Annotated in this window: 22 protein-coding genes and 3 pseudogenes; 4 read left to right on the forward strand and 21 right to left on the reverse strand. The window is 41.0% G+C overall.

Annotated features, from left to right (window positions below; genetic code table 11):
- Positions 1–217: 217 nt before the first annotated feature.
- From ACIQYG_RS00260 to spoIIIAA, 16 genes are all read right to left on the reverse strand, one after another.
- The gene (locus tag ACIQYG_RS00260) at positions 218–1,111 is read right to left on the reverse strand and encodes a polyprenyl synthetase family protein (protein ID WP_402834995.1); all 894 of its coding nucleotides are present in this window, start codon (positions 1,109–1,111) and stop codon (positions 218–220) included.
- 1 nt (position 1,112) lies between these two features.
- The gene (locus ACIQYG_RS00265) at positions 1,113–1,346 is read right to left on the reverse strand and encodes an exodeoxyribonuclease VII small subunit (RefSeq protein ID WP_034308286.1); all 234 of its coding nucleotides are present in this window, start codon (positions 1,344–1,346) and stop codon (positions 1,113–1,115) included.
- Complete coding sequence (gene xseA, locus ACIQYG_RS00270) at positions 1,343–2,695, reverse strand: exodeoxyribonuclease VII large subunit (protein ID WP_402834996.1); 1,353 nt, start codon at positions 2,693–2,695, stop codon at positions 1,343–1,345. Before xseA ends, ACIQYG_RS00265 begins: the two co-directional genes overlap by 4 nt.
- A gap of 139 nt (positions 2,696–2,834) precedes the next feature.
- The gene (gene folD, locus ACIQYG_RS00275) at positions 2,835–3,710 is read right to left on the reverse strand and encodes a bifunctional methylenetetrahydrofolate dehydrogenase/methenyltetrahydrofolate cyclohydrolase FolD (protein WP_402834997.1); all 876 of its coding nucleotides are present in this window, start codon (positions 3,708–3,710) and stop codon (positions 2,835–2,837) included.
- Between the two features lie 69 nt (positions 3,711–3,779).
- Complete coding sequence (gene nusB, locus ACIQYG_RS00280) at positions 3,780–4,172, reverse strand: transcription antitermination factor NusB (RefSeq protein ID WP_342602259.1); 393 nt, start codon at positions 4,170–4,172, stop codon at positions 3,780–3,782.
- 437 nt (positions 4,173–4,609) lie between these two features.
- Positions 4,610–5,014, reverse strand: coding sequence for an Asp23/Gls24 family envelope stress response protein (locus ACIQYG_RS00285; RefSeq protein WP_222620245.1), 405 nt, complete (start codon positions 5,012–5,014; stop codon positions 4,610–4,612).
- Positions 5,015–5,051: 37 nt separating this feature from the next.
- Positions 5,052–6,404: an acetyl-CoA carboxylase biotin carboxylase subunit gene (gene accC / locus ACIQYG_RS00290; RefSeq protein WP_402834998.1), complete on the reverse strand. Its 1,353-nt coding sequence runs from the start codon at positions 6,402–6,404 to the stop codon at positions 5,052–5,054.
- 14 nt (positions 6,405–6,418) lie between these two features.
- On the reverse strand, positions 6,419–6,919 hold the full coding sequence (gene accB, locus ACIQYG_RS00295; RefSeq protein WP_402834999.1) for an acetyl-CoA carboxylase biotin carboxyl carrier protein: 501 nt from the start codon (positions 6,917–6,919) through the stop codon (positions 6,419–6,421).
- Positions 6,920–7,538: 619 nt separating this feature from the next.
- Complete coding sequence (locus tag ACIQYG_RS00300) at positions 7,539–8,132, reverse strand: SpoIIIAH-like family protein (protein ID WP_402835000.1); 594 nt, start codon at positions 8,130–8,132, stop codon at positions 7,539–7,541.
- A 14-nt stretch (positions 8,133–8,146) separates the two neighbouring features.
- Positions 8,147–8,818 carry a stage III sporulation protein AG gene (gene spoIIIAG / locus ACIQYG_RS00305; RefSeq protein WP_402835001.1) on the reverse strand — a complete coding sequence of 224 codons (672 nt, stop codon included), beginning with the start codon at positions 8,816–8,818 and terminating at the stop codon, positions 8,147–8,149.
- A 7-nt stretch (positions 8,819–8,825) separates the two neighbouring features.
- Positions 8,826–9,434: a stage III sporulation protein AF gene (gene spoIIIAF, locus ACIQYG_RS00310; RefSeq protein WP_402835002.1), complete on the reverse strand. Its 609-nt coding sequence runs from the start codon at positions 9,432–9,434 to the stop codon at positions 8,826–8,828.
- Between the two features lie 16 nt (positions 9,435–9,450).
- Positions 9,451–10,659 (reverse strand): stage III sporulation protein AE, encoded by a 1,209-nt coding sequence (gene spoIIIAE / locus ACIQYG_RS00315; RefSeq protein WP_402835003.1) that lies wholly within the window; start codon positions 10,657–10,659, stop codon positions 9,451–9,453.
- A gap of 33 nt (positions 10,660–10,692) precedes the next feature.
- On the reverse strand, positions 10,693–11,082 hold the full coding sequence (gene spoIIIAD, locus ACIQYG_RS00320; RefSeq protein WP_094246647.1) for a stage III sporulation protein AD: 390 nt from the start codon (positions 11,080–11,082) through the stop codon (positions 10,693–10,695).
- 14 nt (positions 11,083–11,096) lie between these two features.
- Complete coding sequence (gene spoIIIAC, locus ACIQYG_RS00325) at positions 11,097–11,300, reverse strand: stage III sporulation protein AC (RefSeq protein WP_034308319.1); 204 nt, start codon at positions 11,298–11,300, stop codon at positions 11,097–11,099.
- Between the two features lie 21 nt (positions 11,301–11,321).
- The gene (spoIIIAB, locus tag ACIQYG_RS00330; protein ID WP_063575693.1) at positions 11,322–11,837 is read right to left on the reverse strand and encodes a stage III sporulation protein SpoIIIAB; all 516 of its coding nucleotides are present in this window, start codon (positions 11,835–11,837) and stop codon (positions 11,322–11,324) included.
- A complete protein-coding gene (gene spoIIIAA / locus ACIQYG_RS00335; RefSeq protein WP_402835004.1) occupies positions 11,830–12,762 on the reverse strand; it encodes a stage III sporulation protein AA in 933 nt (310 codons plus the stop codon). The genes spoIIIAB and spoIIIAA overlap by 8 nt, the downstream gene beginning before the upstream one ends.
- 437 nt (positions 12,763–13,199) lie before the next feature.
- Here spoIIIAA and ACIQYG_RS00340 point away from each other — a divergent pair.
- Positions 13,200–13,371, forward strand: a pseudogene (locus tag ACIQYG_RS00340) (IS5/IS1182 family transposase); the annotation flags it as partial.
- Between the two features lie 107 nt (positions 13,372–13,478).
- Here ACIQYG_RS00340 and efp read toward each other — a convergent pair.
- The 4 genes from efp to ACIQYG_RS00360 form a co-directional block, all read right to left on the reverse strand.
- Positions 13,479–14,036: an elongation factor P gene (gene efp, locus ACIQYG_RS00345; RefSeq protein WP_402835005.1), complete on the reverse strand. Its 558-nt coding sequence runs from the start codon at positions 14,034–14,036 to the stop codon at positions 13,479–13,481.
- Between the two features lie 26 nt (positions 14,037–14,062).
- Positions 14,063–15,124, reverse strand: coding sequence for a M24 family metallopeptidase (locus tag ACIQYG_RS00350; protein ID WP_402835006.1), 1,062 nt, complete (start codon positions 15,122–15,124; stop codon positions 14,063–14,065).
- The gene (aroQ, locus tag ACIQYG_RS00355) at positions 15,125–15,571 is read right to left on the reverse strand and encodes a type II 3-dehydroquinate dehydratase (RefSeq protein WP_076365401.1); all 447 of its coding nucleotides are present in this window, start codon (positions 15,569–15,571) and stop codon (positions 15,125–15,127) included. It lies immediately after the preceding gene.
- 94 nt (positions 15,572–15,665) lie between these two features.
- Entirely contained in the window at positions 15,666–16,178 is a 513-nt protein-coding gene (locus ACIQYG_RS00360) for a YqhR family membrane protein (RefSeq protein WP_402835007.1), read from the reverse strand.
- Between the two features lie 334 nt (positions 16,179–16,512).
- Between ACIQYG_RS00360 and ACIQYG_RS00365 the strand changes: the two genes are divergently transcribed.
- The 3 genes and pseudogenes from ACIQYG_RS00365 (at position 16,513) to ACIQYG_RS00375 (ending at position 19,132) form a co-directional block, all read left to right on the forward strand.
- A complete protein-coding gene (locus ACIQYG_RS00365) occupies positions 16,513–17,463 on the forward strand; it encodes a DUF1385 domain-containing protein (RefSeq protein WP_402835008.1) in 951 nt (316 codons plus the stop codon).
- A 137-nt stretch (positions 17,464–17,600) separates the two neighbouring features.
- Positions 17,601–17,975: an SA1362 family protein gene (locus tag ACIQYG_RS00370; protein WP_048677789.1), complete on the forward strand. Its 375-nt coding sequence runs from the start codon at positions 17,601–17,603 to the stop codon at positions 17,973–17,975.
- A gap of 120 nt (positions 17,976–18,095) precedes the next feature.
- Positions 18,096–19,132, forward strand: a pseudogene (locus ACIQYG_RS00375) (transposase).
- A 162-nt stretch (positions 19,133–19,294) separates the two neighbouring features.
- Here ACIQYG_RS00375 and ACIQYG_RS00380 read toward each other — a convergent pair.
- Positions 19,295–19,429: pseudogene (locus tag ACIQYG_RS00380) on the reverse strand (hypothetical protein); the annotation flags it as partial.
- Positions 19,430–19,434: the final 5 nt, after the last annotated feature.

Consider the following 19,434-nt stretch of genomic DNA (forward strand, 5'->3'; position numbering starts at 1 on the left):
TAGGCATAAACAAAGCCTCATACAAAGAGGGCTATGGAAGACTTGACCGAAAAATTGGTTTTAAGTTAAAAAATAGCCGCCAACACCCAGGTGATTTCGGCGGCTTATTATACCTATTTTATCACGTATCTCAATTAAAAAATTCATTTTGATTTTCACATATTTTTGCACAATGAGTATACCATAAAAACTCAATTGATAACAAATTTAGCCACAATCAATGGTTACGGTTCGCTATTAAATCAGTTAGTTCATTCAACAAACCCGTTTGTAAGGCTGTTTTTCCCAAAGCTGCATGGGCAAGTTCTATATGATGTTCCAACTTTTGCTTTGCCCCTTGAAGGGTAAGTAAAGAAGGATATGTACTTTTATGATTCCCCACATCACTGCCAACCGGCTTGCCGATCAACTCGACTGACCCTTCAATATCCAGAATATCATCGCGAATTTGAAAAGCAAGCCCCAGGTGGTATGCAAAGTCACGCAAATGCAGTTGCTGTTCTTCACTCGCCCCTGCTAATATAGCACCGGAAAGGATGCTTGCAGTCAATAACTTCCCTGTTTTATGTTCATGTATATACTCCAATTCCTGAAGGGTCAGCTGTTTATTTTCACCTTCCATATCGGCAACTTGACCTCCAACCATTCCTTCGGCTCCGGCAGACTTCGCAATTTCACTTACAAGGTTCAGCTTCATGTCAGCCGTCACCTCGGGATCGATCATTTCCGTCACCAATTGAAAGCTATATGTAAGAAGCGCATCACCTGCCAGTATTGCCACCGCTTCACCGAACACTTTATGGTTCGTCGGTTTTCCACGGCGGAGATCATCATCATCCATTGCCGGAAGATCATCATGAATCAAAGAATATGTATGAATCATTTCAATGGCTGCCGCTGCAGGAATCCCCATCCTTAAGCTTTTTCCAAAGGCCTCCAGAACCGCAAAGACCAATAATGGGCGAATCCGTTTACCACCTGCCTGCAGAGAATAGATCATGGCTTCTTTGACAACTGCCGGGGCTTTAAGTTTATTGACATATTCCACGATTTCCCGTTCTATAATTGCCTTATATTCTTTAGAAAACATTTCAAAGGACGCCGTACCCATGTCATTCTTCCTCCTGTACAGCGAAGTTTTCAAGTTCCCCATCTTCGCGTAAAATTTGAGTCAACTGATCTTCAACTGCCTTAAGCTTTGAATGGCAAAGCCTAGATAAATCCATTCCTTGTTTATATATGGAGATGGCTTCTTCCAAGGGCACATCGCCTTCTTCCAACTGCTCTACAATTTTTTCGAGATTCTCCATCGCTTCTTCAAATGTAGCTTCCTGTTTTTTTGTCATGATTCAATCCGCTCCTTTATTTCTTTAATTTCACATTCAAGAGTTCCATCTTTTATCGAAACCGCTATCTTATCCCCTTTTGATACTTGCTGTGTACTTTTCACTAATGTCTCATCCTCAGCAAAAACCAATCCATAGCCCCTTTCCATGATTTTTAGTGGACTGAGGGCAGATAAAGTGGCTGTAATATGGACGAACTGCTGTGATTTTTGCCGATAGATGGCTTCCATGGCCCTCCGTAAAACCTTTGCATGCTGCTGCAATTCATCTTTCGCATTTTTTACCGCTTGTTCAGGATGCTGCTTTTTCAGGATATCGGTCAGCTGATTCAGCTCATCTCTCTTTTTCATGAAATATCGCGTGCTGGTCCTCCCTAGCCTGTCCATCGTCTTGTCTAGCTGTTCCAGCTTCTGTTCATACATTTTATGTGGGTAACGGAAGGCATAAGACCTCTCCATCCTGGTCAAGCGGGTTCGTTCAAAATTCACCGATTCTTGAATGGAGCGGGTCAATCGATTCTTGCGGTTCATCAGGCGTTCGAGTATTTCATTCAAATGAGGAACCGCTAACTCTGCTGCACCAGTCGGTGTAGGAGCACGCATATCGGCGACAAAATCAGCAATCGTAAAGTCGGTTTCGTGACCGACCGCAGAAATTACCGGTATATCGGAATCATAAATGGATTCAGCCACTATCTCCTCATTAAAGGCCCATAGTTCCTCGATCGACCCACCGCCCCTTCCGACAATGAGAACATCGCTTTCCGCCCTTGCGTTGGCCATGGAAATTGCCTTCGCAATCGATTTAGCGGCATTATTCCCTTGTACAAGTGCTGGATAAACGATGACCCTGGCGATTGGATATCTCCGCTTGATCGTTGTCAGGATATCTCTTAATGCAGCTCCGGTCGGCGAAGTTATGACTCCTACAGACTTTGGGTACTGCGGGATCGCCTTCTTGTGATCGGCCAAAAACAAACCTGCCGCCTCCAGCTTTTTCTTCAGCTGTTCATAAGCAAGATATAAATCCCCTACACCATCAGGGGCCATGCTTTTCACATAAAGCTGATACTGTCCTCCCGCTTCGTATAATGATATATCGCCCTTAACAAGTACCTTCATGCCATTTTCAGGCAGGAATTTCATCCCTTTATTATTGGCGGCAAACATAACGGAGAGAAGTCGTGCCTTCTCATCCTTTAAAGTAAAATACATATGTCCGCTTGTATGTTGTTTAAAATTTGAAATTTCACCTTTTATGTATACATTTTGCAAATGGGGGTCGGCATCGAACTTCCTTTTGATGTACTTCGTTAAAGCCGACACACTCAAATATTGTTGGTTGCTCATATAATGTCTCCTTCCGATGGAAATCGGATATAAAGAAAACTCACCTATAGATTATAAGTAATCCATGAATGAAAAAAAAGCGGTCTCCCGTTATTATAAAACAAGAGGTCCGCTTCTTTAAAATAATTTAACGTTTTTTTCAGCTTTTTAATGCTTGCTTGTTCTGTTCAAGTGCTTTTTGAGCAGATTTGACCGTATTCTTCATAAGCATCGTAATTGTCATGGGACCAACGCCTTTAGGAACTGGTGTAATGTATGAAGCCTTATTTTTCACTTCATCAAACGCCACATCACCGCAAAGCTTCCCTTCATCATTCCTGTTCATTCCGACGTCAATGACGATAGCGCCTTCTTTAATATGGTCACTCGTGATCGTGTCCCTCTTTCCGACCGCTGCCACAACGACATCGGCTTGCTTAGTATAATAGGCAAGATCCTTTGTCCGTGAATGACAGTATGTAACGGTTGCATTTGCATTTAAGAACAATTGTCCGGCTGGTTTTCCGACGATATTACTTCTCCCTACGATGACAACATGCTTACCTTCAAGGTCATAGTCGATATACTCAAGCATCACCATGACGCCGTATGGAGTACAAGGTAAAAATGCATCCTGTCCCGTCATCATCCGCCCAATATTAATCGGGTGGAATCCATCTACATCCTTTTCTGGGGAAATCGCTTCAATGATCGCCTTTTCCTGAATATGTCCAGGCAATGGCAGCTGTACCAATATACCATGAATGCTGTCATCCTCGTTTAATTCAGCAATGCTCTGAATTAATTCCTCCTGAGAAAGTTCCGCAGGCTTTTTAATTAATACGGAATGCATCCCCAAGTCCTCACAGGCCTTTTGCTTATGGCGCACATAAGTTTGCGATGCTTGATTGTCACCCACCAGGATTACGGCTAAACCTGGAACGATATTTTTTTCACGTAACTGTTGAACTTCCTTACTGATTTCCTGCCTAACTGACTCTGCAATTTCTTTACCATTAATGAGTTGAGCTGACATGTGTTTATTCCTCCCAAGTTAATTTTGCTAAAGAAATTACTGAGAGAATCCTTGTTCAAGGCTGCAGCTTTAGCTGCCGCTTTTCACCTTTATTTTGGATAAAACGGCATTTACAAAGCTGCTCGATTGATCATCACCGAATTTCTTAGCAATTTCAATAGCTTCATTCATTGCAACACTTACAGGAACACCTTCACTGTGAACCATTTCATACACCGCGATCCGCAGTAAATTCCGATCAATGTTCGCCAGTCTTTCCAACGTCCAATTCTCTAAATTGTCCCTGATCATCCCATCGATTTGTTCACGATTTTCCGTTATCCCCATTACTAATTTTTTGAAATATTCATCAGTAGGAGCACCATCCAGTACGCTTTCCATTGCTTCTTCTGCATTCGAGTTGGCAATATCTATCTGATATAGTGCTTGAAGGGATTTTTCACGGGCTTCTCTTCTTTTCATAATCTTACTCCTTTAACATCTACTATTATATATGAAAATGCTAGAACAAACGAACATTAAATAACATTTTTTCAAAAATATTAAGATTCTCGCTATATTACTTAAAAAACAAGCTGAATCCCACTAAATTAGAGGCCAAAAGGTTCAAGATAACAACTCAAGATTACTTTCCAATTAAACGGCCAACACAGTCCCATACTTTTTGAAAGTGTCAAAAAGCTCTTGCCTAGCTTTCATGCTCATATTTCACCTTTTACACTCTAACAGAAATCACCCTTGAATTAAAGGGAAAATTCCAGACACCGCCTTATTATGTACATTTAAATTTAATATTATAAGCAGGCTCCAAAAACGGGATATCATGGAGTTTGCATTCAAAAAAACAAAAACCCGGCTTTTTGCCGGGTTTTTGCAGATGTGAATCAAATGAAGCCCACTTACACTTCTTGTTCGTAATCCGCTTCTTGTTTAGCGTTTTCAAACGCAATGCCCACTACATGGATGTTCACTTCGCCAGCGTCGATAGCGGTCATATTCAACAAAGCTTCACGAATGTTATCTTGCACTTCCTGAGCAACTTTCGGAATTGAAACACCAAACTTCATGACACAATAAAGCTCGACTTTGATGGATTCTCCCGTTAAGTCCACTTTAACACCTTTACCGTGGTTCTTTTTACCAAGCTTTTCAACAACACCCGTAGCGAAATTCCCGCGCATATGTGCAACACCTTCAACTTCCGATGCAGCGATACCCGCAATCACCTCTATCACCTCAGGCGCAATCTCCACTTTGCCCAGCCCACTATTATAATCATTCATTTCGAGTAATTGGCCTTCCATTTCACTCATTCAAAAGCACCTCCTGTCTTCCTTTACATTATGAGTTCATTACATCATATATTTCAAGGAATTTGGTATTAAATTCCCCGGAAACAAATTGTTCATGCTGAAGTAACTTAATATGGAAAGGAATTGTGGTACTGATCCCTTCAATGACAAACTCACCCAAGGCGCGTTTCATCTTCTCGATCGCCTCTTCCCTAGTCGGTGCATGGACAATCAATTTAGCGATCATGGAATCGTAATACGGCGGTATCGAGTACCCAGGGTATGCCGCGGAATCCACACGAACCCCGTAGCCGCCTGGCGGTAAATACATTTGAATCTTACCTGCGGAAGGCATGAAATTCTTTTCTGGATTTTCGGCATTGATCCGGCATTCGATAGACCATCCGTTATAAGTGACATCCTCTTGCGAAAGCGATAGTTTGTTGCCTGAAGCAACTTTGATCTGTTCTTTAATCAAATCCACGCCCGTTACCATTTCTGTAACTGGGTGTTCAACCTGGATACGTGTATTCATTTCCATAAAGTAGTATTTTCTATTCACATAGTCATAAATAAATTCTACTGTTCCGGCACCTGAATAGTTTACGGCAAGTGCAGCCGTTACTGCAGCCTGCCCCATTTCCGCACGTGTTTCACCATCCAACGCCGGTGACGGGGTTTCTTCAACAAGTTTTTGCAAACGTCGTTGGACCGTACAATCACGCTCACCTAAATGGATGGCGTTGCCATGATTATCTGCCATGACCTGTATTTCAACGTGACGGAAGTCCTCGATGAACTTTTCAATATACACGCCAGGATTCCCAAATGCCGTCGCGGCTTCCTGTTGCGTGATGTTAATGCCTTTAATGAGCTCTTCTTCCGTCCTTGCGACGCGGATACCTTTACCGCCTCCGCCGGCAGTAGCTTTGATGATGACTGGATAGCCCATTTCATTAGCTAAGGCTACACCCTCATCCGTATCTTTAATTATGCCTTTAGAACCTGGAACGATCGGTACACCAGCTTTGCGCATGGTTTCCCTTGCTACGTCCTTTGTTCCCATTTTATTGATGGCTTCGGGGCTGGGACCGATGAAAATGATATTGCATTCACGGCACAGCTCGGCAAAGTCGGCATTCTCAGCTAGGAATCCATAGCCTGGATGGATTGCATCGGATCCCGTTTTCTTGGCTGTGCTGATAATGTTGGTTGTATTTAAATAACTGTCTTTTGATAATTTAGGACCGATGCAATATGCTTCATCAGCAATTTGAACATGTAATGCTTCTTTATCTGCTTCTGAATAGACAGCAACAGTCTCGATTCCTAATTCCTTGCATGCCCGGATGATTCGGACAGCAATTTCCCCACGATTGGCAATTAATACCTTTTTAATCATTTAGAAACAGCTCCTCATTCCGGCTTTACTAAAAATAATGGTTGACCATATTCTACAAGCTGCCCTTCTTTTACAAGGACTTCAACGATTTCACCGCTTACTTCAGCTTCGATTTCATTGAAAAGTTTCATGGCTTCCACGATGCAGACGATGGAATCCGCAGTTACTTTATCGCCTGCTTTTACATAAGCAGGTGAATCCGGTGCTGGAGATTGGTAGAATGTCCCTACCATCGGAGAAGTGATTTTATGTAAATTTTCCTGTTCAGTGACGGCAGCAGCAGGTTTTGCAGGTTCAACGGCTTTCGGCACGGCAGGGGCAGGGGCCGCTGCGGGCTTGACCTCTACAGCTGCATTGGCTTGAACAACATCTGGAGCAGCTGCTGCTTGGTGTAATACTGTACCCGTTTCAGTTTTTTTCAATTTAATTTTCGTTCCTTCATTTTCAAAAACGAATTCACTGATATTTGATTGATCGACTAGCTTAATAATTTCACGAATTTCTTGCACTTTCATTTTGTGGCACCCCTTGTCTAATTTAATATGAATTTGTGAGGCAATAATATTTTATGTAACCCTACCCATAGCTTATCCTACTTTGTCCAATACTGCACAAAGTAGCCGCTTTCTTTATGCGAATGCGAATAAACTGAATACAAACCTCATCTGTATTATAACAGATGTTTCACTTTCTCAAAATATTGTTTCCCTAAGAAAATTGAAAAGTTTATGACCAGCTTCTAACATCATACAATATTAGCTTATACAAATTCAATGATAGATTAATTGTTACTTATTATCCATACTTCTATCTTACACCTTTATTATAATATTGTGAATATTTTTCACCTGGGGCAGCTTAACGCTTTCTCTTGAATTTGGCTTTTATTTCCTAGAAAATCACCATAACATCCATTGTAATTACTTTTCTAGAATATTACGGATGATCATTATCACCATTTCCAATTGATTTCCTGATTCCAATTGACATAAAAAAACTTTTCCTCTAAAGTTTCCAGGTTGTAGCTAGTTAAAAAATCATAATAAAAAGCCTCCCTTATTTTTATTAAGGAGGGCTTTCAAACTTTTATGATGTTGAACTGTTCTGTATCAGCACTTTTTTCTGTATGTGTGTTTACTTTTCCGGTTGGAAATCGACCACTACATTTTGTGCATCGCTCACTTCTTTCCTTACGAGGCGGATAATGTTATTGGCCTCTGTTTTCGTTTGTTTATCGGCCTTGACACTCACCTTTACATCCGTTCCGTCAACCCGGACCAGTGCGGCATTGTAATCCATGGCAACAATTAAGTTTTCGATGATATTTTCTTTCACTTTCGTTTCACTTAATTGTTCAATTTTTGCATATGCCTCGTCTCTTTCTTCAGCTGATAGTTCTGTGTTGCCCATCTTTGCAGTCAATTCTTCATTCAGCTTCGCCCGTTCATCTTCAATCTGCATCCTTAACGATTCGAACTCATCTCCAGATGCAATGGTTACAGAGGAACCTTCTGTATTTTTGGACGTTTCTTTTTCACTTTTATTTTCCCCTTTTGTCTCTGCTTGGTTCTCTGTTTTACTTTCTGTTTTATTTTCTTCTTGTTCCATTTGCTCTGTTGCCGTCATATCGGCGGCATTTTCTTCAGGAGCGGTTAAATAATAGACTGAAAGCACAACGACCAGACTTAGCATAGTCAATAACCAAACCGTTTGTTTTTTTAATAACATGTAGATTTTCCCCCTTATTTTTTAGGCATGACAGAAACCCTGTGACTCGGTACATCAAGTGAGCGTGTGACAGCCTCGATGATCCACTTCTTTATTTGAATGTTTTCGGCCCCTTTAGCGACTACCAGGACTCCTCGTACACTAGGTTTTTTCGTTTCCGATATGATCGGTCCTTCTTTTTCACCGCTCTTCACCAAAACTAGCTGTTCATCAACAGATGTGTCTTCGACCGTCCTTTTGCCGCCTTCCTGGTCGGTTTCTTCAGTGACTTGTTTTTGGGTGACTTTGTTTCTTTCATATACTTTTTTCTCAGATGCATCGACGTAGATTACGACTTTTACATCCTGGACGCCTGCGATGGATTCTAGCGCTTCCTTCATTTCATTCTGTAGATATATTTCATAGTCTTTTGTAGTCTTGAATTCTGACTTCTTCTGACCGAATGTTTCAACATCCTCTTCTTCATCCTGCTGTTTATCATTATTGAATACAGTCGTCACTTCAGATGTTTGTCCCGTCTGATTGGTGGTTAACAAATTCCCGGCCAGCATGATTCCCGATCCCAAAAGGACAACTATTAGAGCATAGACATACAGGGAAGGCTTTTTCTCCTTAGGCTCTTTTTGGTCAGGGTCTTTATTTAATAGTTTTTGCAGCCAGGATAATGGACCTTTGTCTTTATTCAATACTCAGTCACTTCCTTTCCCCGGCGATTTCAATGATCTCTTCATCAACAGACCAACTTGTTGCCAGAAACCTTTTGACAGCATCCAGATTGGCATCATTCGAAGTGGATGGACTATCTGTATTGATATCAACCTTCGCCACTGCCTCTATCTCCGAGTTTTCCTTCCCTTCTGCCTTTTCCAATGAGATGGTTATGTTCTGCAGATCATCAACACCCGGTTCTTCCTCATTCTTGACCCCTACATCAATCGAACTAATCTTCATGTTATAATCCACCATCAGCTCCTCTTCCACTTCTGCCTGTAAGTCAACAGCCATTTGTTTTAAAATATATGCACCCTGGGTAGCTTGTATTTCTTTTTTCTTCATTTCTGTCAAATTTCCTAAATCTTTTTTTTTCTGATCCTCAAATTCACTGGTAGCAGCAGTGAGAATCTCATCAAAATCCTTATTGAATAATCCCAATATAGGAGTGATGATGATTGCAATCAGTAAAAGCCCGATAACCATTTTGGCATACTTCTGTAAAGCTGAATTCGGCAGAAGCATATCGATCACAGTAGCCAGCAATACAAATATGATGATGTTGGATACCCAGCCAGCTAAAAAACTCACCAATCCCCCCTCCTTTCTAGCGAACCATCAGGGTAATGTTTCCAGAGGCGATAATTACCGTGATACTTAAAAAAAACATGAGTGAGACAATGGCCAATGCAGCGAAAATATAAATCATGCTTTTACTTATAATGTCAAGGCATTTTATTACAGGTCCCCCGCCCAGCGGCTGCAAAAGACTCGCTGCCAATTTATAGACAAAAGAAATCATCAAGATTTTAATTGCAGGAAATGTGGTAATGAGCAAGAGAATGATGACGCCTGACAAGCCCACTGTATTTTTCAACAGGACGGAGGCACTAATGACCGTATCCGTTGCATCGGTAAACATGCGCCCTATTACCGGTATAAAGTTACCTGTCACGAATTTGGCTGTCCTGATCGTCACTCCGTCGGCTACAGCTGAGGATGCTCCCTGAACGGAGATCACACCAAGGAATATGGTCATGAATGCTCCAAGGATCCCGATGGCAAAATTACGGAGAAGTTGTGCCATCTGAGTCACTTTGTAATGATCGGTCAACGTGCTGACTATGCTTAAAATCGCTGCAAAGAATAATAACGGAAGGACGACAAACTGTATCAAGATACCGCTTGTATTCATCAAAAACATCAATACCGGATGAAAGAAGGCTGCCGATACAAGTCCGCCTGAAGCAGCTATCAATGCCAAGAGTAAAGGGATGAGCGCCATTAAAAAGGAAATCATCAAATCTATCGTATCTTTTGTATATTCAATCGCTACATGAAAACTGTTAAGTGCCAAAATGATCAGCACCATATAAACGATTGCATATGCGACCTTACTTACGGAGCTTTGCTCGAAGGCATTTTGCAAAGACTGTAGGAACATGCTGAAAACGGTTAATAAAATGAGTGATCCCAGCAGCTTTCCATTCACGAGCAGTTCATGAAAAATGAATTTTGTCATTCCCTTTATCCATTCATCAAAGGAAAATTTCTTATCGCCGCTTACAAAATCCATGAAGCTCCCTTTCTGGCTTTCCGGTAAGAACCCTCCATACTCCGTAACGATGTCATCCCAATATTGTTTGAGCTCATCGACGCCCAGCCTTTCTATTTGGGCTTGTACCAGTTCGGACTGCATGATCGGCTCTTGATCGATTTCACCATTTTCTGGATTTTCGGCAGCTTGTCCAATAGATGCATGCAAAAAAAAGAGTAAAAAGAATAGTATGGATAAGTAAGGCATCCGCTGCTTCATACATTCACCTCATTGACTAGTAGGAGTAATCCATTAACTTGGGAGCATCTGTAAAATCGTTTCGATAATGACCGTCAAAATCGGAATCGCCATGGCAAGAATCAAGATTTTTCCGCTCAATTCTATTTTGGAAGCGAGCGAACCTTGCCCGGCATCTTTTGTAATTTGAGAAGCGAATTCTGCAATATAGGCAATTCCGATTATTTTTAAAATGGTTTCTAGATACACGGTATTTACATTCGCATTAACTGCTATTTTTTCTAACATTAAAATGATTTCGTATATTTTGTCAGCTAAAAAAAGAAAAATGGAGCATCCTACAAAAACGACGAGCAGGAATGCGAAATTTGGTTTTTGCTCTTTGACGATCAGTGCCAAAAAGGTGGCAACTAGGGCAATGGCCACGATTTTTATGATTTCAATCGCGAATCCCTCCCTTACTGAAATAGAAATACAGATTTAATTTTTTGAAATAAATCCTCTACTACAGAAGCAACCATGAATAAAATATAGATAAATCCGAAAAGTGTCACCCACTGGGCATATTCTTTCTTCCCAACCTGATCGAGTATCGTGTGAAGAAATGCCACAACAAGCCCCACACCCGCAATTTTAAATATGATGTCAACATCAATGCCCATTTTCATTCCTCCCACATATTCCTACATCAGCAAGATGATCAATAATAGCCCTGATAAAAAACCAAGACTTTTCATCATTTTTTCATATTTTCCCTGACGGTCGAGTGCATCGGTTTCTTCCCGTTCCAAGTGTGCCATCGTTAGCATGATTTGCTTTTGCTGATGATATTTATCGCTTTTTCCAAGCGTCTCCCCAAACTGTGAAAGAATCTCGAATTCCCCCTGTTTTAAAGCAAGGGATTGCCATATTTTCTTCAAACTATCATCCCATGCTTCTTTGACGGTGGTTTCACCTGACTCGAGTCGATTTGCAAATGTATCGAAAAAGCTGGACAAAGGTTTGGCCATCTGTTTAGAAAGTTTCCTTGCCGCTTCTTTCAAAGGTGTATGACCGAACATGATTTCAGCTTCAAGTGATTGCATGGCGACTTTCAGCTGTCTCAGTTGACGAGGCCTCATACTTAATTTTTTCGCTGCTTCAAAACCTGCCCATGTCGTTGCAATCATAATTATCGCTGCCCCTATTAACTTAAACATGCGGGTTCACACTTTCTCCCAAGAAAACGGGAACCCCCGCTGCATCAAGGACTTTGTAGCTCCTCCTACCGGATTTACTTCTCTGTAATTCAATAAAACGTTCAAAGATGTTTTGCTTTAATATTTCGGCGATAAAAGGTCGCTTCTTGATTTCATCAAGTGTATGGCCATGCGTGGTTATCATGAGTTTAATACCTGCGTTCACGGCTTCCAGCACAGCCTGCGTATCCGCTGCGCGGCCTATTTCATCCACGATCAATACATCCGGAGACATCGAACGGATCATCATCATCATCCCTTCCGCTTTAGGACATCCATCAAGCACATCAACCCTTGTTCCAAATTCGAGCTGCGGCACTCCATGTACACATCCGGCAATTTCTGAACGCTCGTCCACTATCCCCACCTTTTGAGGGGTAATGCCGCGTTTTTCATTACCACTGGATATCATTCTTGCAATATCACGTAATATGGTCGTTTTTCCCGTTTGCGGAGCACCGATCAACATTGTATGCTGCCATTCCCCGTCATATAAATATGAAGTGAGAGGTTCAGCTGCACCTATTTTTTCACGTGCAACCCGAATATTGAACGAGGAAATATCCCTGATCGCTTTGACCGACCCATTTTCCAGAATCACCTTGCCAGCAAGACCCACCCGATGTCCGCCCGCTATGGTTATATATCCTCGCTTTAATTCTTCCTCAAGTGTATATAACGAAAATTGACCTATCTGATTCAATAATTGATCTGCATCCGAATGGGTCACTTCATAGGAAAAGAAGTATGGTTCCCCTCCTACAATGACCTCAAGCGGCCTTCCAACTCGAATTCGCAGCTCTTCCATCTTTTCGATCATCATCGGTGTCATACCCCGGAGTTGCTCGTATAATCTTTTCGGTAAAAAAGAAAGAATCGTTTCCATTTTGACAATCCTCCTGTATACACCACTTTCAATAAAATATATGCCGACAAGCCCATAAAGATGACAGGCTATTAAAGAAACAGACTTATTATTGGTTTTTTATATCTTCCTTGATCAAAAAAACCAAAAAAAGACCGAGAAATTAATCTCGGTCTACAATCCTTTTATTTAAGAAAAGTTGCAGTTGATTTCAGAAATCCAGTGAGGGTTCCACTCCAGGCACTCGCTTTCCGCGCAGGAATCTCGCACACCCGCTCCAATCAACTTTGTTTTAACTTTTAGATAGAACCCTTTTGCCTAAAGTCTTTATTGTTTTAAATTAGAATTATTAAAAATTGAGGTGATAAGGATCCTTTTTAAACATGATTCTATTCAGCGAGATCAGCTTGAAATGATTACTTTAGACCACTGGTGTGGCTAGCTTGTAAAATGAAGATTTAAAATACGCAACAACAAATAAAGAGGGCTATCGTGTGTACAAATCATCCAAATCCATTTGTGCGACTCGTTCTTTTTTATGACAGTGTACAGAAAGTAAATGGCCATCAGAAAGTGGTGACACTCCATATTTGGCAAGAATATATGGAAGAAGCAGATCATCTGGGTCATCCGAAGTCTAATCCAATAAAAAATCAAAAAGGTTTCGGAATGAGACCATCCCGAAACCTTTTTGTCTACAATTCGTGACCGAGAAATTAATCTCGGCCTTCTTTCATTTATGCACGTGATACGTAAGAACCTTCACTTGTATTGATCAATAGTTTATCACCTTGGTTGATGAAGAATGGAACTTGAACCGAAAGGCCCGTCTCAAGTACGGCTGTTTTCGTGCCGCCTGAAGATGTATCGCCTTTAATCCCCGGCTCAGTCTCCGCCACTTCAAGTTCCACTGTGTTTGGAAGCTCGACACCAAGTGTTTCCGCTTGGAAAGTCATGATATGTACTTCCATATTTTCCTTAAGGAACTTAAGTTCACGTTCAATGCTTGAAGCCGGCAGCTCGATTTGGTCATACGTTTCGTTATCCATGAATACATGGCTATCTCCACTTGCATAAAGATACTGCATTTTGCGGTTTTCGATATGTGCTTTAGCAACTTTTTCACCAGCACGGAATGTTTTCTCTTGGATTGAACCCGTACGAAGGTTACGAAGTTTAGAACGTACAAAAGCTGCACCTTTACCAGGTTTAACGTGTTGGAACTCGATAACCTGCCAAATTCCATTATCTACTTCAATCGTAACACCCGTGCGAAAATCGTTTACAGAAATCATAAAATTGTCCTCCTACATGTACATGTTTACAGAATGATTAACTCTTTAGTTGAATGAGTAAGTGCTTCGTTACCGTCAATTGTAACGATCGTATCATCTTCAATCCGCACTCCGCCTACCCCCGGTAAATAAATGCCCGGTTCAACGGTAACGGCCATACCTGGTTCTAAAATGATATCAGACCTAAAGGATAATGCTGGACCTTCATGAACTTCAAGACCGATTCCATGTCCGGTCGAATGTCCAAAATACTGCCCATATCCTTTTTCTTCAATTAGATTACGAGTTAGTGCATCCGCTTCCCTGCCAGTCATACCGGGTTTGATCCCAGCCATTCCTCTCAGTTGAGCTTCTAAAACAATGTCATAAATATTAATAAGTTCTTCACTTGGCTTGCCAACCGCTAATGTCCGAGTGATGTCAGACACATACCCATTATAATATGCCCCGTAATCCAATGTGACAAAATCGCCTTTTTCGATGATTTTATCCGTAGCCACTCCATGCGGAAGTGCGGACCTTATGCCTGATGCTACAATAATATCGAAGGAAGAAGAAGTTGCCCCTTGTTTCCTCATAAAGAATTCAAGTTCATTGGATACATCCAGTTCCGAGATCCCTGGACGCAGGAAATCGAGAATATGTGTAAACGCAGCATCAGCAATAGCAGCCGCTTCCTTTAATATCTTAATCTCTGATGAAGTCTTTATCAAGCGTAAATTCTCAATAACCCCCGACACCGGCAAAAGTTGACCATCAATGGCCGCTTCATATGCTTTATATGTAGCATAAGTCAGGTGCTCTTGCTCAAAGCCCAGCTTGCCGATATTCATCGCTTTAGCCTGCTTGCCGACTTCTTCGCTGATGGTTCCTTTGTGTTGAACGATTTCATAGTCCGGTGCCTGCTTGCCCGCTTGTTCCACGTATCTGAAATCAGTGATGAATTTAGCTTCTTTTTGGGAAATAAGGACAACGCCTGCACTTCCCGTGAAGTTGGTCATGTATCGGCGGTTATATGTACTGGTGATCAATAAACCATCAATGCCCACCTTTTCCATTGAGGCTCTTAAGCGCATTAGTTTATCCATTTAATTTCTCCCCTTTGCAATCTTTGTGATCGCCTGCAACGCCAATTCATATCCGTGTATCCCCAAGCCGACAATCTGTCCCGCCGATACCGCTGCGGTCACTGATTCATGCCGAAAGCTTTCACGGGCATGGATGTTCGAAATATGCACTTCCACCACTGGAACATCGATTCCGGCTATTGCATCACGAATCGCATAGCTATAATGAGTAAAAGCTCCAGGATTAATGATAATCCCGTCGATCCCATGATCCTCTGACCAATGGAGCTTGTCGATAATCGCTCCTTCATGGTTAGTTTGAAAAGAGGTTAATTCCACATTTAACCCTTGAGCTTGCTGCATTAATTGCGCTTCCACATCCGCAAGCGTCGAGGATCCATAATGCGCAGGTTCCCGCTTCCCCAAGCGATTTAAATTCGGACCATTGATTAGTAAGATTTTTGTCATCATCAAACACCTGCTCATGTTAAAAGAATGCTTTCCATGAACATTCTATCATAATTACAAATTGTCTTACTACTTTTTTACAACCAAGTAGCAATCAGCTTTCCGATTGCTTTTCGGCCTTGTTTTTTTGACGTATATATTCCTGATGATCGTATGATATGGAAAACCCTACAAAAAGACCGTATATAATAAAAATGCATACACTTGTCATAACCGTATTTGCGGACATTTTAGTAAAGGTTGGCAAATCGATGAACATCGGTTTCAGGACAAATACCAGCAAAGCCCAGCAAACCACTCCCAAAAAAATACCCGGAAAAATACCCTTCATCCTTTTAAAAAGACTATAGTATATGAAAGCGATCCCCACGGATAGAATTCCGAATACAATCATGGTCATTACCGTACCGAGCCAATGATCGATCCAGGTCATATTGGACCACGAAGTTAGTATGAATTTTGGGCTAAAATCCATAAAGTTAACATAATGGGCAAAGATTCCGATAAAACTGGCTAAAGCCCCCCCTACAAAACCGACAGCAAGTACATTGTAGATTAACATGCTTTGATATTCCTGTTGAATTTGTCCATTTTCATTAGAAGACATATCAAACACCTCCGCTACGTAGTATGCCCTTTGTTAAATAGAACTATTTTTTTTATTGTTAGGGAGGAGAATCACTAGAGGTTTTTTGAATTATTCTGTATGATTAAATCATAAATAATCTGCTTTTTTCAGAGGAAAATACCCATCCTCTGTTGAAATTTATAATGTACACAGGATAATACGTTCCTGTAGTTCAACATTCATAAAGTAATTGCAGGGGTATTGCTTCCATTCTATATTGGAGGACCGCCTTTTAAACCCTTGTGATGCTTGATAATACACATGTTAGCACCCTTGAGAGAGCTACGTGAATAACTATTAGGTTGGTGTAGAAATGTCTGAGGTTCAAAAACCCGTTTATGGAGGGCAGGCTGTGGTGGAAGGCGTCATGTTCGGTGGCAAACATCACACAGTCACTGCGGTACGCCGCAAAGATTCGACGATTGTATATTATCATCTGCCGCGTGAATCGAAACCTGTTGTAAACCGCATAAAAAAAATACCTTTTCTACGGGGTATCGTATCACTTGTACAGTCAAGTGCCACCGGTTCGAAACATCTTAACTTTTCAACTGAACAGTATGAAGAAGAAGACGGGGAAAAGCAGGAAGAGAAAAAAGAAACGAAAGAATCTTCTAAAATAAGTGTATGGCTTGGAGTTGCCGTAATCGGTGTTCTTTCCTTCCTATTCGGGAAGCTGCTTTTCACTTTGATTCCAGTCTTTCTTGCCGAATTGACAAGACCCATCTTCAGCGGCCATATGGCCCAGGTTTTAATGGAAAGCTTGTTCAAGTTGATATTATTGCTGGTATACATTTACGCAGTATCCATGACGCCTTTGATCAAGCGGGTCTTTCAGTATCACGGAGCAGAGCATAAGGTGATCAATTGCTTTGAGAGCGGAAAAGAATTGACGGTTGCAAACGTGCAGGAAAGTTCACGCCTTCATTATCGCTGTGGCAGCAGCTTTATTTTATTTACAGTCATTGTAGGTATGTTCGTCTATATGATTGTTCCGACCGATCCATTATGGCTCCGTGTCGTGGATCGCATTTTGCTTATCCCCGTCGTGCTTGGCATAGCATTCGAAGTATTGCAGTTGACCAACAAAGTAAGGGATATTCCCATCCTGCGATACCTTGGCTATCCCGGCCTTTGGCTTCAGTTATTGACAACCAAAGCCCCTACCGATGATCAAGTCGAAGTCGCATTGGCCTCCTTCAAAGAACTGTTGAGGATGGAAAAAGAGACCGAAAAAGGTTTAGAATCGGATGTAATTGTGTAAAACATCTATACACATTTTGATGATGGAAAATCATATACTAACTAAATGAATGGTCTTCATTTTTTTCAAATATTTTACATGAAGAATGTTTAAAATAAGCTAAAAATGCTTATGATGCTCTTAAGGAGGTGTCTTTGTTGAAACGTTTCATATCTTTCATGATATACGGAATCATCGCCCTCGGAGTCCTCGGACTATTGAGCCGACTATTTAATGACCCGATTGGCTTTTTTAGAAACATTCTCATAATAGCCATTGTCGCAGGGATTATTTATATGATTTATACCGGATTAACAAAGGGAAAACCAGTTAAAAAAGAGCAGCAAGCATTCCGAAAGGCTGCCCGCCAATCGAAAAAAAGGCTAAAAAACCGAACTTCGAAAAAAGATAATGTGGCTAGCTTCTCTGCAGCAAAATCATCAAAGAAAATAAAATGGAGAAAGAAAACGGATAGTCACTTAACCGTCATCGAAGGGAAAAAGAATAAAAAGAAAAATCGGGCTTCTTTTTAAGAGCCCGATTCAGACAGTAGACAAACTCGATAAAAAACGAGTTTATCTACTGTCTTTTTTATTTTAAAATGGGATTATCAAAATTATTTTGGGTGCTTACGATGCTATCAAAATAATTCTATTCAAAGAGATCAACTTGTGCCAGCGAATCACTTGGTTCGCAAGATTGATGCTGCGATTGATTTTGCGTTTATTTATCCTTTAATGGAAGATATGTACTCCGATGTTGGTCTCCCCAAGTATTGATCCGGTGATTTTAATCAAAATGACGTTTATTCAATATATTCGGCATTTGTTCGATGCGTAAAACCATTGAAGAAGTTGAAACAAATATGGACAATCGTTGGTTCTTAGGATACGGTTTCCATGATAAAGTTCCCCACTTCTCAACGTTCGGGAAAAATTATGTGCAAGCGTTTTAAAGATACGGACCTGTTTGAACAGATTTTCTATCGTATCTTAATGACAGCTGCCGAAAGAAAGTTAATAAGTGCTGAGCACGTATTCGTTGACTCCACGCACGTGAAAGCCAGTGCGAATAAGCGGAAATTTGAAAAGAAAATCATTCGCAAGGAAACACGAGCGTATCAAGGACGTCTTCAAGTAGAAATAAATCAAGATTGTGAAAACCATGATGAAAAATTTTTTCCACCTGATAATTTAATAAGGAAGAAACCAAAGAAATTAAAGAAAACTGCCCCTGAGAGTGGCTACTATGTCAATGATGAACGAACAGAACAGTTTGCCCATTCATTTCATGCGGCCGCAGACCGCAACGGTTTTGTGCCAGGGACGATTGTAACACCTGGAAATACGCATGATAGTCATATCTTAGAGCCATTTGATGAACAAGTAATTGAAAAAGTTGGGAAACCAGAAGCTATTGCTGCAGATGCAGCTTATAAAACACCGGCGATTACAAGCTACCTACTTGGCAATAAAATTAGAAGAAGCAGATTATCTGCGTCTTCATCAAGATGTACAACCTATCTATGCGAAACGTAAAGAAACGGTAGAGCGTGTTTTCGCAGATGCAAAAGAAAAGCATGGCATGCAATGGACTTTAAAAATTGTCGATGCAGGCGATGCTCACTTTCGCTGACATTAATTTAAAGAAGATGGCCAATTGGACATGGCAAGGTCCAAAAATGTCCTAACAAAGTGGGCCCGTAGAGCCCCAATCTCTTAACCTTGGGCCAAAATTCAAAGGGAATTTCAAAAGGGGTTCGGAATTTTATAATTCCGAACCCCTTTGTCTACAAACCGAGAGCACTGATTGTTAAATCAGTGCTCTCTTATACTTATTAAAAAGATAGTTACTAAGTTTGCTTGATTATTTTCCTATTTACGTCAAAAGCGTAGTAAGAACACAATTTTTCTATTAGCTGCAACGCATGCTTATTGGTATTTTCTAGCTCATTCTTTTCCAACTTAGACGTTATCGAAGCATAATCTGTAT

This window comes from Peribacillus sp. NPDC096622 (assembly GCF_044762665.1).
Lineage (GTDB): Bacteria > Bacillota > Bacilli > Bacillales > DSM-1321 > Peribacillus > Peribacillus frigoritolerans_B.

What these genes read in the sequence shown, in the direction of transcription:
- ACIQYG_RS00260 (WP_402834995.1), bottom strand. Translation starts at nt 1,111, where the DNA reads ATGGGTACGGCGTCCTTTGAAATGTTTTCTAAAGAATATAAGGCAATT.
- ACIQYG_RS00265 (WP_034308286.1), bottom strand. Translation starts at nt 1,346, where the DNA reads ATGACAAAAAAACAGGAAGCTACATTTGAAGAAGCGATGGAGAATCTC.
- xseA (WP_402834996.1), bottom strand. Translation starts at nt 2,695, where the DNA reads ATGAGCAACCAACAATATTTGAGTGTGTCGGCTTTAACGAAGTACATC.
- folD (WP_402834997.1), bottom strand. Translation starts at nt 3,710, where the DNA reads ATGTCAGCTCAACTCATTAATGGTAAAGAAATTGCAGAGTCAGTTAGG.
- nusB (WP_342602259.1), bottom strand. Translation starts at nt 4,172, where the DNA reads ATGAAAAGAAGAGAAGCCCGTGAAAAATCCCTTCAAGCACTATATCAG.
- ACIQYG_RS00285 (WP_222620245.1), bottom strand. Translation starts at nt 5,014, where the DNA reads ATGGAAGGCCAATTACTCGAAATGAATGATTATAATAGTGGGCTGGGC.
- accC (WP_402834998.1), bottom strand. Translation starts at nt 6,404, where the DNA reads ATGATTAAAAAGGTATTAATTGCCAATCGTGGGGAAATTGCTGTCCGA.
- accB (WP_402834999.1), bottom strand. Translation starts at nt 6,919, where the DNA reads ATGAAAGTGCAAGAAATTCGTGAAATTATTAAGCTAGTCGATCAATCA.
- ACIQYG_RS00300 (WP_402835000.1), bottom strand. Translation starts at nt 8,132, where the DNA reads ATGTTATTAAAAAAACAAACGGTTTGGTTATTGACTATGCTAAGTCTG.
- spoIIIAE (WP_402835003.1), bottom strand. Translation starts at nt 10,659, where the DNA reads ATGAAGCAGCGGATGCCTTACTTATCCATACTATTCTTTTTACTCTTT.
- spoIIIAC (WP_034308319.1), bottom strand. Translation starts at nt 11,300, where the DNA reads ATGGGCATTGATGTTGACATCATATTTAAAATTGCGGGTGTGGGGCTT.
- spoIIIAB (WP_063575693.1), bottom strand. Translation starts at nt 11,837, where the DNA reads ATGTTTAAGTTAATAGGGGCAGCGATAATTATGATTGCAACGACATGG.
- spoIIIAA (WP_402835004.1), bottom strand. Translation starts at nt 12,762, where the DNA reads ATGGAAACGATTCTTTCTTTTTTACCGAAAAGATTATACGAGCAACTC.
- efp (WP_402835005.1), bottom strand. Translation starts at nt 14,036, where the DNA reads ATGATTTCTGTAAACGATTTTCGCACGGGTGTTACGATTGAAGTAGAT.
- ACIQYG_RS00350 (WP_402835006.1), bottom strand. Translation starts at nt 15,124, where the DNA reads ATGGATAAACTAATGCGCTTAAGAGCCTCAATGGAAAAGGTGGGCATT.
- aroQ (WP_076365401.1), bottom strand. Translation starts at nt 15,571, where the DNA reads ATGACAAAAATCTTACTAATCAATGGTCCGAATTTAAATCGCTTGGGG.
- ACIQYG_RS00360 (WP_402835007.1), bottom strand. Translation starts at nt 16,178, where the DNA reads ATGTCTTCTAATGAAAATGGACAAATTCAACAGGAATATCAAAGCATG.
- ACIQYG_RS00365 (WP_402835008.1), top strand. Translation starts at nt 16,513, where the DNA reads ATGTCTGAGGTTCAAAAACCCGTTTATGGAGGGCAGGCTGTGGTGGAA.